This window comes from Streptomyces sp. NPDC093149, from assembly GCF_044754145.1.
GTDB lineage: Bacteria > Actinomycetota > Actinomycetes > Streptomycetales > Streptomycetaceae > Streptomyces.
In genome coordinates, this window is record NZ_JBIVON010000005.1 from 71570 (window position 1) to 84639 (window position 13070).

Here is a 13070-nt window from a genome sequence, read left to right on the forward strand (position 1 = left end):
CGCCCGTCCGGATCATGCCGGGCCCGCGTGTCCCGGCACCGGTCCCGGCCCGTTGATCCGGCCTGATCCGAATGGGGGACCCTGAGGTACGGGACAGCCCTTACGGCCCGGTGCACGACGGGGAGTGGATCGGCGAGCGGCATCACGCGGCTTCGAATCCAGGGCGGAGCAGGGAGGCGCCGCGGAGCGTCGTCGACCGACGACGACGCCGCAGGCAGAGTCGCCTGACGCCGGGAGCCCTCGTGCACCGGGCCGTCAGCCGAGGGTCTCGGCGGCGGTCGGCGAGGAGTCGCGCAGGAACGTCGAGCAGCGCTCGTACTCCTCCTGCTCGCCGATCGCCTGGGCGGCCCGCGCGAGGGCGTGCAGGGCGCGCAGGAAGCCGCGGTTCGGCTCGTGCTCGAACGGTACGGGGCCGTGGCCCTTCCAGCCGGCCCTGCGCAGCGCGTCGAGGCCGCGGTGGTAGCCGGTGCGGGCGTAGGCGTACGACTCGACGACACGGCCGCCCTCGAACGCCTCGTCGGCGAGCTGCGCCCAGGCCAGGGAGGAGGTCGGGTACTTCGCCGCGACATCGGCGGGGGCCGTGCCGTTGGCGAGCAGCTCGCGCGGCTCCGGGTCGTCGGGCAGGTGGGTCGGGGGAGGCCCCCCGAGCAGGTTCTCGTGGATCGACATGGGTTCAAGTGTGCCTGGCACATGCGCGCCGGGGTACCCGGCCGCCACTCGGGAAGACAGTTCGCGCCGGGGCGGTCGCACGCTCCATGAGGCTCAGTCCGCGCCGGCGGTACCGGGCCGCCGCTCGGAGGGCCGGTTCGCGCCCGGCGTCTCCACGTCCTCGTGCTCGGGCTCCAGGGGTGGGGCGACGACGCCGCAGTGCACCGTGCACTCGGGTCGCGCCTTCCGTTTCTCGTCCGGCGCCGCGGCAGGCTTCCGTACGGTCGCCCAGGCGATCAACGCGCCCAGCACGAGCAGCCCGGCACACATCGGCATGGCCCGCCGGAATGTCACGGCGAACTCGTCGGCGTTCCGGTAGGCCTCCGGGCCCATTCCGGCTAGCAGCGGCAGCGCGGCCACCGCGATCAGCCCGGCGGCGCGGGCGGCCGCGTTGTTGATCCCGCTGGCGAGGCCGGCCCGTGCCGTGTCCACCGAGGCCAGGACGGTCGCGGTGAGCGGTGCCACCACGGTGACGAGTCCGACGCCGATCACACCGACGGCGGGGAGCACGTCGGTGAAGTAGCCGGAGACGGAGTTCGACCCCGGCCCGACCCGCAGCATCAGCAGCATTCCGGCGGCGGCGACCAGCGGGCCGACGGTGAGCGGGATACGAGGCCCGATGCGCTGCCCCAGTTCGCCCGAGGAGGCGGAGAAGAGGAGCATCAGCACGGTCGTGGGCAGCAGGGCCGTGCCTGCGCCGAGGGCCGAGTACCCGGCCACGACCTGGAGCTGGATCGCGGAGAGGAAGAAGTAGCCGCCGAGCGCCGCGTACACACAGAGCGTGATGATGTTGACGACGGTGAACTGCCGGGACGCGAACACCGAGGGCGGCAGCATCGGGTCCGCCCGCCGCCGCTCCACCTGCACGAACACCGCCCCGAGGACGATCCCGGCGACGGCCGCCCCGATCACCACGCCGGACGCGCCCTGTCCCGGCGCCTCGATCAGCGCGTAGGTCACCAGCGCGAGGGCGATCGCGCCGAGCACGGCGCCCAGCACGTCGAAGCGCCCGTGTGCATCGGGGTCACGCGATTCCGGTACATGGCGCAGCGCCACCGGCAGGCAGACCGCGGCGACCGGCACATTGAGCAGGAAGACCCATCGCCAGCCGGGCCCGTCGACGAGCCAGCCGCCGACGAACGGCCCGATGGCGGCACCGACCCCGCCGAGCCCCGACCACAGTCCGACCGCGCGGGCCCGGTCGTCCGGATGGAAGCTCGCCTGGATCAGTGCCAGCGAACCGGGTGTGAGGAGCGCCCCGCCGATGCCCTGGAGAGCGCGGGCGGCGATCAGCACGACGGCGTTCGGCGCGATGCCGCACATCACGGACGCGGTGGCGAACCAGACGACTCCGACCACGAAGACCCGCCGCCGCCCGTACCGGTCACCGAGGGCACCCCCGAGAAGGATCAGCCCGGCCAGGGTCAGCATGTAGGCGTTGACGGTCCACTGGAGGGCGGCCAGGTCGGTGCCGAAATCCTTGCCGATGCGGGGCAGGGCGACGTTGATGACGGTGGAGTCGAGCAGGGCCATGCTGGAGCCGAGAACGGTGGTGAGGATGACCCACCGTCCGGTCGGAGAAGCGACGCGGATGGCTCCCGTCTCTGCGTCAGGCATACGAGCAGCATCCCCGTTCCACGCCAGGAAGGCCATCGCACGGGCCACCGGGACGGGGATGCCCACGGAGGTGCGGTCGGCCGGTCGGGGCGACGGACGACTGCCTCCCGTCACCGTTCCGGTGCCGGGAGGAGTACCGGGGGTTGCCGCGACCGCTGGAATCCGCCGGTCGGTCCCCGGCCCTACGACGCCCTTCCCGTCACAGCCCGCACGCCCCTGATCAGCGCCTCCACGCCCGCCTCCGCCTTGGACCGCGGACACCCGACATTCAGTCGCACGAAGCCCTCCGCCCCGTACACCGCCCCCGGCATCACCGCGACCTTCTCGCGCTCGATCAGCACCCGCTGCAACGCCTCGTCGTCGTCGACCCCGGCCGGACGCAGATCGATCCAGGCCAGGTAGCCGGCCTGCGGCGGCTCCCAGCCCAGCTCCGGGAAAGCCCCGTTCAGCCGTTCCGCGACCAGCGCCAGGTTTCCGGTGATGTACGTGCGGGCCTCGTCCAGCCACGAGGCGGCCTCCCGGTACGCGGCGATGTGCGCGGTCAGTGACAGCACCGCCGGGGAGGCGAGCCCCTCTGCCGTCTCCATCCGGCGCAGGAACTCCGCCCGGTCGACCGGATCTCCGATCAGCCCGTACGAGCCGGTCAGCGCCGGGAAGTTGAACGCCTTCGACGCGGAGGTGATCAGTGCCCAGCGCCCCTCGCCGCCGACCCGCGTCCACGGCACATGCACCCGCCCCTCGTGCACGAAGTCCGCATGGATCTCGTCACTGATCACCGGGACCCCGTACTGCGCGGCGAGCGCCGACATCTCGCCCAGTTCGGCCTCCGTCCACACCCGGCCCGTCGGGTTGTGCGGCGAGCACACGAGAAGGACCTTGCTGTCGGGGCGGGCGAGCTCGCGTTCCAGCGCGGCCGTGTCCCCCACCGGCACGCCCCGCAGCTCGCGCCCGAGCCCGGTGATCGCCTTGCGGAAACCGTCGTACGTCGGGGTGTGGACGACCACGCCCTCGCCCTCGGCCGTCCACATCTGCAGCAGTTGCGAGAGCTGGTTGAGCACGGACGGCCCGTACACCAACTGCCCCGTGTCGATCCCTGTCCCGTACCGGGTCGCGTACCAGTGGGCTATCGCCGAGCGGAAATCGTCCTGCTGCCAGGTCGTGTAGCCGAACACCCCGTGGTCGAGCCTGGCCCGCAGCGCGCTCAGCACCTCCGGTGCGGTCTCGAAGTCCATGTCGGAAATGGTGAACGGCAGCAGTCCGTCCACCCCGAACCGGTCCGCGACCCCGTCCCACTGGACGCACCAGGTGCCCCGGCGGTCGACGACGGTGTCGAAGTCATAGCGGGCGCTGGAACTCACAGGAATCCCTCACTTCTTCTCTCGGACATGCCGTGGGCCCGGCACCCCAAGGGGTACCGGGCCCACGGTCGCGCTTCGTACCGGCGGCTACTTCAGCCGGGTGCCGGTGGACCGCAGGTTGGCGCAGGCCTCCGTGACGCGCTTGGCCATACCCGCCTCGGCGGACTTGCCCCAGCTGCGCGGGTCGTAGACCTTCTTGTTGCCGACCTCGCCGTCGACCTTCAGCACACCGTCGTAGTTGCGGAACACGTGGTCCACGATCGGGCGGGTGAAGGCGTACTGGGTGTCGGTGTCGAGGTTCATCTTCACGACGCCGTTCTCCAGCGCGGTGATGATCTCCTGCTCGGTGGAGCCGGAGCCGCCGTGGAAGACGAAGTCGAAGGGCTGGCTGCCGGCCGCCTTGCCGTACTTGGCGGCGACGCCCTCCTGGAGGTCCTTCAGCAGCTCGGGACGGAGCACGACGTTGCCCGGCTTGTAGACGCCGTGGACGTTGCCGAAGGAGGCGGCCAGCAGGTAGCGGCCCTTCTCGCCCAGACCGAGCGCCTCGGCGGTGCGCAGCGCGTCGTCGACGGTCGTGTACAGCTCGTCGTTGATCTCGTGCGTGACGCCGTCCTCCTCGCCACCGGTCGGGGTGATCTCGACCTCAAGAATGATCTTGGCGGCGGCGGCCTTGGCGAGCAGCTCCTGGCCGATGGCCAGGTTGTCGGCGAGGGTCTCGGCCGAACCGTCCCACATGTGCGACTGGAACAGCGGGTTCTGGCCCTTGGCGACACGCTCGGCGGAGATGTCGAGCAGCGGACGCACGTAACCGTCCAGCTTGTCCTTGGGGCAGTGGTCGGTGTGCAGCGCGACCGAGATGCCGTACTTGGCGGCGACGATGTGCGCGAACTCGGCGAGGGCGACGGCGCCCGTGACCATGTCCTTGTTGTACTGGCCGCCCAGGAACTCCGCCCCACCGGTGGAGATCTGGACGATGCCGTCGCTCTCCGCCTCCGCGAAGCCGCGCAGTGCAGCGTGCAGGGTCTGGGTCGACGTCACATTGATGGCCGGGTAGGCGAACTTGCCTGCCTTCGCCCGGTCGAGCATCTCGGCGTAGACCTCGGGGGTTGCGATGGGCATCTGACCGCTCCTTGGGATGTGCGGGTGTGCGTGCTGGTTCCCTGACCTGGGGGCGACGTCATCGTCGCCCCCATCTTCCCAGACTCTTGCTCCGGCTCCACCCGGCCCTTCCCCCGGTACACGGACGAGTGGTCGGCGGGCATGCGTCGAGGGCGGACCGTTTCACGTGAAACAGCCCACCCTCGAAAGAAACCGCAGGTCAACCCCTACGTCAGGCCAGATCGAGGTCCGCCACCGTGTACGCGTGGAGGTACGGGAGCCCGGCCTCGGCGATGGCCGGAGCCGCGCCCCGCTCCACGATCGTGGCGACGGCGACGACCTCGCCACCGGCCTCGCGCACCGCCTCGACCGCCGTCAGCGGCGAACCGCCGGTCGTCGACGTGTCCTCGACGACCAGGCAGCGGCGGCCCTTCACATCCGTGCCCTCGATGCGGCGCTGCATCCCGTGCGCCTTCTGCGCCTTGCGGACGACGAACGCGTCCAGCTCCTGCCCGCGCGCGGCGGAGGCGTGCAGCATCGAAGTGGCGACCGGGTCGGCGCCCAGCGTCAGCCCGCCCACGCAGTCGTAGTCCAGTTCGGCGGTGATGTCGAGCATGACCTGACCGACCATCGGAGCGGCCTTGCCGTCCAGCGTGATGCGGCGCAGATCGATGTACCAGTCGGCCTCAAGACCCGAGGAGAGGGTCACCTTGCCGTGCACCACGGCCTTGTCCTTGATCTGCTGGAGCAGCTCAGCACGTACGTCAGTCATGGCTACGAGCTTAAGGCGCGCGCCCCGGAGCCCGCGCCGGAGCCGATACCCGCGCCAGGGCTCGTGCCGGGTCAGAGCCTGCGCCAGCTCCAGGTCGACGCGATCTCCAGCGGTTCGATCGGGGTGACGTACCGGGGGTCGGTGTTCAGCCCGTTCGGCGGGCCGGACTGCGGCTCCACGCAGACCGCCTCGGCCTGCTCGTCGTAGATCACGACCCATTCGGCCCGGCTCTTCACGGTCAGCTCCAGCTGCTCGGGCCAGATGAGCGTCACATCGACGCCGTCCGGCATCCCGAAGCAGTCGTCCCACGGACCGGGCAGCGGCGGGATGCGGCGGCCGGTCGGCAGATGGTTCTCGCCCCGCTCCTCCTGCCAGGCCGCGTCGAAGGCGATCTCCACGTTCTTGCCGCCGCCGATGTCCCGCAGGAACCAGGGGTGCCAGCCGGCCTGAGCCGGGAACGAGTCCCCGTACGTCTCGATGCCGAACGCGAGCGTGAGCGAGTCCTCCGCCAGCTCGAAGGTCTGGGTCACCCGGCCCGGATAGGGCCACGGGTCGGCGAGGTCGTAGTAGAACGAGGCCTCCCGCTCTCCCACCCGGGCGGTGCGCCAGGCGGTGTCCCTGCCGGTGCCGTGGATGGCGTGCGGCGGGGAGTTCAGCGGCAACCGGTGCTGGACGTCGCCGTTGTGGAAGAGCCCGTTCTCGGTGCGCCCGCACCACGGGACCATCGGGAAGCAGCCGTACCGCTCCCCCTGCCGCAGCAGTTCGGTACCACCGATCCGCAGACTGCTGATGCGACAGCCGTTGGCGGGGTTCACGGTCAACTCTGCGTCGCCGACGGACAGCCGGACGTCCTTCTCGCTGCTACTCACCGGAACGACATTACTGGCGACGCTACCTGCGCCGCCGCAACGCCCGGCTCACCACGACGGCTGACGCCAGCGCGAGCGCGGCGGCGGGGGCGACCCAGCGCAGCGTGACGCCCGCGGTGGTCGAATCGGGTGACGGAACCGGCGCGTACCTGCCGCGCGGCGGCGCGTGGTCGACCTCCTCGGCGCTGCGGCCGATCATGGTGCGGCGGGCGTGCGCCGCCTCGGCCGGGGGGCCGTCGGGGACGGTGAACTCCGCATCCGCCATGGGGTCGAGCGACGACGGAGGCACGGGGGCCTCGAAGACGGAGCCCGTGCCCGGAGGCTTCTCGGCGGAGGGTGTCCCGTCCGCGGCGGCGTCGTGCGTGGGCGGGGTGTCGCCCGTGTCGTCCGTGTCGTCGGTGACCTCCGGCCCGGAGCTCCGGGCGGTGGCCGCGCCGGTCGCGTCGGCCTCCTCGGCCCCCTCCTCGATCGCCTGCTCCACCGCTTCCCCGACGGACCGCTCGGCCTCGCCGAGTACCTCACCCGCGGCGCCGCCGCCCGCCAGCGTCTCCGTCACCAGTTGCTGCGCGAAGCGGTCCAGCAGCCGGTGGGCCGCCGCGAGCACCGCCGCCCGGTCCAGCTCCAGCAGGCGGCCGTCACCGCTCGCCGTACCCGTGAAACCGATCGCCGTGCCGCCGTCCTTCTCCGTCAGGCTGACCGTCAGCGTCAGCTTCGCCGAGCCGGTTCCCCTGGCCTCGACGCCCTCGCCCGCCACCAGGATCCCGCCCCCGTCCGGGCCGCCCTGCGCAGAGGCGGTGAGCCGCAGCACGCCCCGGTACGTGATCGTGTGGCCGTCGACCCGGATCCTGAGCCGGCCGGACAGCGGACCGGCGGACTCGTCGGCGTCCCGCTGAAGCCCCGGTACGCAGCGCGCGACGCGGGCGGGATCGCCCAGCGTCCGCCGCAGGGACGGGGCCGGAACCGGAACGAACACCTCATGCTCCATGGAAACCGAGCCTACTCAGCCCCGGCCATCCCGTCAGCGGTTCCACGTCATGCCGGGGGGCCGAGGCCCCTCGGCGGTTCCGCGTCACGTCTGCGCTTCCGCGTCACGTCGGCGGTTCCCGGGCCCGTCAGCCGTTCGGCTCGTCAGCGCCGCCGGGCGGCGGGTTCACCGGTCCTCCCAGTACCGCGGATGCACCAGCGTCGACGGCAGCAGCCCGCCCGGCCGCGTGCTCTCCGCGTCCCGGCCCGCGCGCACCAGCGAGGACCGTGTCAGCGACCGGAGCGCCGGCGCCTGCGGGGAGAGCCGGAGCGCGGGCCTGGCGGCCGTACCCGCGAGGACGAAACCCCAGCCGTCCTGGGCCTGCGCCCGGTGCGTGGCCCGGTCGGGACCGGCCGCGAAGTCGGAGAGCCGGCCACTGATCCGGTACGGACGGGTGTGCAGGCCCGCCGCCCTCATCGACGCCTCCACCGTCCAGTACGTATGCGGCCGGGTGACCGGCGGGCCCCCGTGCACGACCAGTCGGCCGCCCGGGGCGAGGGCCTCGGCGACCAGGCCGTAGAACTCAGCCGAATAGAGCTTCGTGCTGGTGGAGATCCCGGGGTCGGGCAGATCGGAGATCACCACGTCGTAGCCGCGGTGCGCCGCCCGCAGCCAGTTGAAGGCGTCCGTGTTGACGACGGTCAGCCGGGGGTCGCGGAACGCATGGGCGTTCAGCGCCGAGAGCGCGCGGTCGGTACGGGCCAACCGGGTGACGCCGGGATCCAGCTCGACGAGGGTGACGCGGCGTACGTCCCGGTAGCGCAGCACCTCCCGGGCGGCGAGGCCGTCGCCGCCGCCCAGGATCAGGACGCGGGCGCGCGGTCCGTTCATCGCCGGGTGCACCAGCGCCTCGTGGTAGCGGTACTCGTCGCGCGCGCTGACCCGCAGCCGCCCGTCCAGATACAGATCCAGGGAGCTGCGGCCCGCCCCCGTCAGCACGACCTCCTGGACCCCGGTCTGGAGCGCGACCCGCACCCCGTCCCCGTACACCGCGCGCCGCGCCGCCCGCTCGAAGTCGTCGACCAGTGCGGTGGCGACGGCGAGCACGGCGATCACGGCCACGTTGACGAGGACCAGCAGCCACCGGGAGCGCGGGGTGAGGTCCCGCCGGAACACCCACAGCACCAGAGCCCCGCCCGCCGCCGCGTTGACCGCGCCGGTGAACAGCGCCCCGGTGAGCTGTCCGAGCACCGGCAGCAGCAGAAAGGGGAACGCCAGTCCGCCCACCAGCGCGCCCACGTAGTCGGCGGCGAAGAGGTCCGCGACGGCCCCGCCCGCGTCCTGCCGGTCGACACGCTGGATCAGCGTCATCAGCAACGGGATCTCCGCTCCGATCAGGACGCCGATCGCGAGCGAGAACCCCACCAGGGCGTACCGCGACTCCCCGATCCACGCGAACGTCGCGTACAGCACGAGCGCCGAGGAGCCGCCGACGAGTGCGAGCACCGCCTCGATCAGCCCGAACCCGACCGCGGCACGGCCGCGTAAACGTTTCGCGAGGAGCGAGCCGACGCCCATCGCGAACACCATCACGGAGAGCACGACGGACGCCTGAGTGACCGAATCACCGATCAAGTAGGAGGCGAGCGCCACCAGTTCGAGCTCGTACACCAGACCGCAGGCTGCACAGACGAAGACCGCGGCCAGCACGAGACACCGACCGGTCCTCGGTCGTACGGGAAGGCATGCCGCGCCCCCTCGCAGCGACACCTGCTGGTCGATCATGAGGCGAACGCTACGTCACGAAGCAGTTGCCGCCTGTCACCCACAAGGGTGCAAGTGGCGTGCTCACAACGGAGTTGGGCCCGCGTCAGAGTGCTGCCGCCGGCATCCGCACGCCCACCCGGGTGCGCGTCACCACCAACTGCCCCTCCTGCGGATACGCGTGCCAGGTGCGCCACCGCACCTGACCCTCCGTCCGCTGGGCGAGCATGGCGGTGAAGGCGTGCGGGCTGCCGGGAAACGTCCCGGCGAGGCCGTGGGGATGGTCGGTCACGAGCGCGAGGAGCTCCTGGGCACGCCCCGCGAACGAGCCCGCCGAGAGTGTCTCGACGCGCGCCGCGAATTCGTACTCCCACTCCCCGATCCGCTTGGCGACCCCCAGCGGCAGCGGTGTGCTGCTGCCGGGGATGCACGCCACGGTTTCGGAACAGGTGCCGCGGTCCTCCTCGAGCAGCACCTGATGGGAGGCGCCGAGCAGGCGCATCTGAAGTCGGGCACCCGCGAGATCGAGGTCGAGCACGGCCAGGGCGGGGAGCGGTTCGCGCCCCAGTGCCCAGGCCAAATCGGCAGCACGGGTGTCGGAATAGGCCGTCTGGAGGGTCGTGAGCATGGGTCGGCTCCGCAAACAAGCGTGGACGCATGGACAGGGGACGCCTCCGACGTGCTGCACGTGGGAGGTGGTGAGGCGCCCGATCAGGTCCAACTCAGGTCCGAGGGCTGGAAGTTCTCTCCACCGAGGGAATCACGAAGTAAGCCGCGTCCACAGTGTTTTTACCCAACTTGACGTGGTTTCCATCCCCTCGGGGGCCCCTCGGTTCATCTGTTCACCGGGATCTCGCGGAAAGCCCCAACAAAAAGGTGCCCGGCGGGAGTTCACCCGCCGGGCACCTGTCGGACACCGGACCGCTCGGGTCCGGCACCGGGCATGTGGCCCTGCCCGGTCACGGATCAGCTGCCCCGTGTCAGCTGCCTCCGCCGCATCCGCCCCCGCCGCACGAGGAGCCGCCACCGCACGAGGAGTGACCGCCGCCGCACGAGTGCCCCCCGGAGTGACCGCCGCACGAGTGACCGCCGGAGTGGCTGCCCGAATGACCGCCGGAGTGACCGCCGGAGTGGCTGCCCGAGTTGTCGCCGACACTTGCGCAGGACGAGCCACCACCGCCGCCGTCACCGCCACCGGCCCACCAGCTGCCACCCGCGGCGCTGCCGCCGCCGGCACCCCGGCGCGCACTCCGTGCGCGCGCCTTCTTCTTGTTCCCGGCCCTCGCCATGAGCGAGACGATCAGTCCGATCACGGCCACCGCGATCACCACTACGACAAAAGTCCTCACGACCTCATGCCCTCCGATCCCCCGAAGCGAGGTCCCCCCGCTTCCGTGCGCTTCCCGCGTGACTGGGGGATGCCCCCGGCCCCGTTCGGCCAAAGCAGACTTGAGCAACTCCAGAGCTTCCGCGCAGGATGGCGGCCATGACCCAGGGACGACCGCTGCTCAACCCCCGCCTCGCCGAGTTCGGCACGACGATCTTCGCGGAGATGTCGGCGCTTGCCGTACGGACCGGCTCCATCAACCTCGGCCAGGGCTTCCCCGACACCGACGGCCCCGAAGAGATCCGCGAGGCCGCGGTCCGGGCCCTGCGCGCCGGACACGGCAACCAGTACCCGCCGGGTCCCGGCGTCCCCGAACTGCGCTCCGCGATCGCCGACCACCAGCGGCGCTTCTACGACCTGGACGTCGACCCCGACACGGATGTGCTGGTCACCGCAGGGGCGACGGAGGCGATCGCCGCGACCATGCTCGCCCTCCTCGAACCGGGCGACGAGGTGATCGCCTTCGAGCCCTTCTACGACTCCTACGCCGCCTGCATCGCGATGGCCGGAGCAGAGCGGGTACCGCTCACTCTGCGTGCCCCGTCCTTCCGCCCGGACCTGGACGAACTGCGGTCCAGGATCACGCCGCGGACCCGCCTCCTGCTCCTCAACACCCCCCACAACCCGACGGGGATGGTCCTCACCGCCGAAGAACAGAGCGCCATCGCCGCACTCGCCGTCGAACACGACCTGCTCGTCGTCACCGACGAGGTGTACGAACACCTGGTCTATGAGGGCACGCACCGCCCCATCGCGGCCCTGCCCGGCATGCGGGAACGCACCGTCTCCATCTCGTCCGCCGGCAAGACCTTCTCGTACACGGGATGGAAGGTCGGCTGGGTCACGGCGGACGCCTCGCTCGTCGCCGCCGTCCGGACGGCCAAGCAGTACCTGACCTACGTCAGCGCGGGCCCCTTCCAGTACGCGATCGCCGAAGCGCTGCGCCTGCCGGACACGTACTTCGACGGCTTCCGCGCCGACCTGCGACGCAAGCGCGATCTGCTCGGCGACGGGCTGCGCGCGGCCGGGTTCGAGGTCCACGAACCCCAGGGCACGTACTTCATCACCACCGACATCGCCCCCTTCGGCGAGAAGGACGCCTACGCCTTCTGCCGGGCCCTCCCCGAACGCTGCGGCGTCGTCGCCGTCCCCAACTCCGTCTTCTACGACACACCCGACGCGGGCCGCAGCCAGGTCCGCTTCACCTTCTGCAAGCGTGACGACGTCCTCCAGGAGGCGGTCGGCCGCCTGCGACGCCTGGCGTCCTGAACCCGCGCCCCCTTCATCCGACCCGGCGCGGTCCAGAGCCGCCTGCGCCGTTCGGTACCGGTCCCCCAGGGAAGAGGGACCGGTGGCGAATGGCGCGGCGTCGTTATCCGGACGCGCCGGGGCGGGCGTCGCCGCATCTCCCGGCTCACGGGAACACATCCGGGGGCGGACAGGTCCGCTGTCCCACGGCCCTGTCACAACTCAGCGGCACGGCGAACCACTTCCGGAACGGACGCGTAATCACCAGTGACACATTTATGCCGCACATCCTGAGGACATTCATGACGCGCAGATGGACGCTTATCACCACGATCATCGCATTGACCGTCGCGCTGGCCTTCGTCGTCGTCCAACTGGTGCGCGGCCAGGACTCCGAGAAGGAACAGGCCGGGGCGAAACCGGCAGGGGCGAAACCGGCCGCGTCGAGGCCGGCCGACGAGAAGAGGAACAGCGACGGCCCCGTCCCGGCCGGCTACCTCGGCACCTGGTCGGGCTCCATCGACAACCCCTCGGGCCACTCCACCCGCCAACTCGTCGTCAGGCAGGGCGCGGTGGGCCAGTCCGTCCTCACCCTCACCGCGGACGGCCCGCTCGACAACGGCGGCTCCTACCACTGCGTCTTCAAGGCAGACCTGGCCTCGGAACCGACCCCGAGCGGCCCCGTCGAGATCGGCCCCTCCACCGTCACCGTCGGCGAACCCATGTCATCCTGCACCGCGGGCAAACCCACCACGCTCACCCTCCTCCCGGACGGCACCCTGAGCCGCGGGAACGCGGAGACCGGCGAACAGCTGACGTACACCAAAGCCGACTGAACAACCCAGCAGCGCCCACGCCGCGTTCAGCAACAACAGGGCACGGACGAACCTGCCGGACGCCGCCGGCGGGAAATACCAGGCCAACGGCCAAGTGCGGCCGGCCAGAGCAGGAATCGGCACACAACCGATACGGCCCGCCGTCGCGTTCAGCGTGGTCACCCCCTCGGGCCAAGGCCTGCCCACCGTGCTCCCCGACGGGACCAGGAAGTACACCGCCCACCGCCCGCTCGCCTCGGTGACGACAGGCCCCGGCTCACCACCCGTGATCGCCTCCATCAGGAGAGCGAGCCGCCGCCCTTCGTCACCGTCCACGCGCACGGCACTGGGCGGACTGACAGTCGTGCGGGATCGGGCGTACTCCGGTCCTGCCAACGCTGGCGCAGGACGCAAGAACCCGGCGTGACGTCGACCGGTGCGCTCGCCCGGTCTCCGGCCTGCCCGCCCGC

General features: G+C 71.4%; 11 protein-coding genes and 1 pseudogene. 2 read left to right on the forward strand and 10 right to left on the reverse strand.

Annotation, left to right across the window (positions count from 1 at the left end; all coding sequences use genetic code 11):
* Window positions 1-255 precede the first annotated feature (255 nt).
* The 9 genes from ACIQCZ_RS16860 to ACIQCZ_RS16900 form a co-directional block, all read right to left on the reverse strand.
* Window positions 256-669 carry a DUF3151 domain-containing protein gene (locus ACIQCZ_RS16860; protein WP_351084151.1) on the reverse strand — a complete coding sequence of 138 codons (414 nt, stop codon included), beginning with the start codon at window positions 667-669 and terminating at the stop codon, window positions 256-258.
* A 93-nt stretch (window positions 670-762) separates the two neighbouring features.
* Complete coding sequence (locus ACIQCZ_RS16865; RefSeq protein ID WP_402283012.1) at window positions 763-2325, reverse strand: DHA2 family efflux MFS transporter permease subunit; 1563 nt, start codon at window positions 2323-2325, stop codon at window positions 763-765.
* A gap of 182 nt (window positions 2326-2507) precedes the next feature.
* Window positions 2508-3683 (reverse strand): MalY/PatB family protein, encoded by a 1176-nt coding sequence (locus ACIQCZ_RS16870; RefSeq protein WP_402283014.1) that lies wholly within the window; start codon window positions 3681-3683, stop codon window positions 2508-2510.
* An 87-nt stretch (window positions 3684-3770) separates the two neighbouring features.
* Entirely contained in the window at window positions 3771-4802 is a 1032-nt protein-coding gene (fbaA, locus tag ACIQCZ_RS16875; protein WP_402283015.1) for a class II fructose-bisphosphate aldolase, read from the reverse strand.
* A gap of 211 nt (window positions 4803-5013) precedes the next feature.
* Window positions 5014-5553, reverse strand: coding sequence for an orotate phosphoribosyltransferase (pyrE, locus tag ACIQCZ_RS16880; protein ID WP_351084159.1), 540 nt, complete (start codon window positions 5551-5553; stop codon window positions 5014-5016).
* 71 nt (window positions 5554-5624) lie between these two features.
* The gene (locus ACIQCZ_RS16885; RefSeq protein ID WP_376219908.1) at window positions 5625-6422 is read right to left on the reverse strand and encodes an aldose 1-epimerase; all 798 of its coding nucleotides are present in this window, start codon (window positions 6420-6422) and stop codon (window positions 5625-5627) included.
* Between the two features lie 22 nt (window positions 6423-6444).
* Entirely contained in the window at window positions 6445-7407 is a 963-nt protein-coding gene (locus tag ACIQCZ_RS16890) for a carbon monoxide dehydrogenase (protein WP_402283017.1), read from the reverse strand.
* Between the two features lie 165 nt (window positions 7408-7572).
* A complete protein-coding gene (locus ACIQCZ_RS16895) occupies window positions 7573-9171 on the reverse strand; it encodes a polyamine aminopropyltransferase (RefSeq protein ID WP_402283018.1) in 1599 nt (532 codons plus the stop codon).
* Between the two features lie 85 nt (window positions 9172-9256).
* Window positions 9257-9778, reverse strand: coding sequence for a DUF2617 family protein (locus tag ACIQCZ_RS16900; protein ID WP_376277530.1), 522 nt, complete (start codon window positions 9776-9778; stop codon window positions 9257-9259).
* An 858-nt stretch (window positions 9779-10636) separates the two neighbouring features.
* Here ACIQCZ_RS16900 and ACIQCZ_RS16905 point away from each other — a divergent pair.
* Together ACIQCZ_RS16905 and ACIQCZ_RS16910 are read left to right on the forward strand one after the other, a co-directional pair.
* A complete protein-coding gene (locus ACIQCZ_RS16905; protein WP_402283019.1) occupies window positions 10637-11806 on the forward strand; it encodes a pyridoxal phosphate-dependent aminotransferase in 1170 nt (389 codons plus the stop codon).
* Between the two features lie 281 nt (window positions 11807-12087).
* Window positions 12088-12621, forward strand: a complete 534-nt coding sequence (locus ACIQCZ_RS16910) for a hypothetical protein (protein ID WP_402283021.1) — start codon at window positions 12088-12090, stop codon at window positions 12619-12621.
* Window positions 12622-12627: 6 nt separating this feature from the next.
* Here the strand turns inward: ACIQCZ_RS16910 and ACIQCZ_RS16915 are convergent.
* Window positions 12628-12900, reverse strand: a pseudogene (locus ACIQCZ_RS16915) (hypothetical protein); the annotation flags it as partial.
* Between the last annotated feature and the right edge of the window lie 170 nt (window positions 12901-13070).

Coding starts and splice junctions, on each gene's coding strand:
- ACIQCZ_RS16890 (WP_402283017.1), bottom strand. CDS start 7,407: ATGGAGCATGAGGTGTTCGTTCCGGTTCCGGCCCCGTCCCTGCGGCGG.
- pyrE (WP_351084159.1), bottom strand. CDS start 5,553: ATGACTGACGTACGTGCTGAGCTGCTCCAGCAGATCAAGGACAAGGCC.
- ACIQCZ_RS16905 (WP_402283019.1), top strand. CDS start 10,637: ATGACCCAGGGACGACCGCTGCTCAACCCCCGCCTCGCCGAGTTCGGC.
- ACIQCZ_RS16895 (WP_402283018.1), bottom strand. CDS start 9,171: ATGATCGACCAGCAGGTGTCGCTGCGAGGGGGCGCGGCATGCCTTCCC.
- ACIQCZ_RS16865 (WP_402283012.1), bottom strand. CDS start 2,325: ATGCCTGACGCAGAGACGGGAGCCATCCGCGTCGCTTCTCCGACCGGA.
- ACIQCZ_RS16860 (WP_351084151.1), bottom strand. CDS start 669: ATGTCGATCCACGAGAACCTGCTCGGGGGGCCTCCCCCGACCCACCTG.
- ACIQCZ_RS16900 (WP_376277530.1), bottom strand. CDS start 9,778: ATGCTCACGACCCTCCAGACGGCCTATTCCGACACCCGTGCTGCCGAT.
- fbaA (WP_402283015.1), bottom strand. CDS start 4,802: ATGCCCATCGCAACCCCCGAGGTCTACGCCGAGATGCTCGACCGGGCG.
- ACIQCZ_RS16910 (WP_402283021.1), top strand. CDS start 12,088: ATGACGCGCAGATGGACGCTTATCACCACGATCATCGCATTGACCGTC.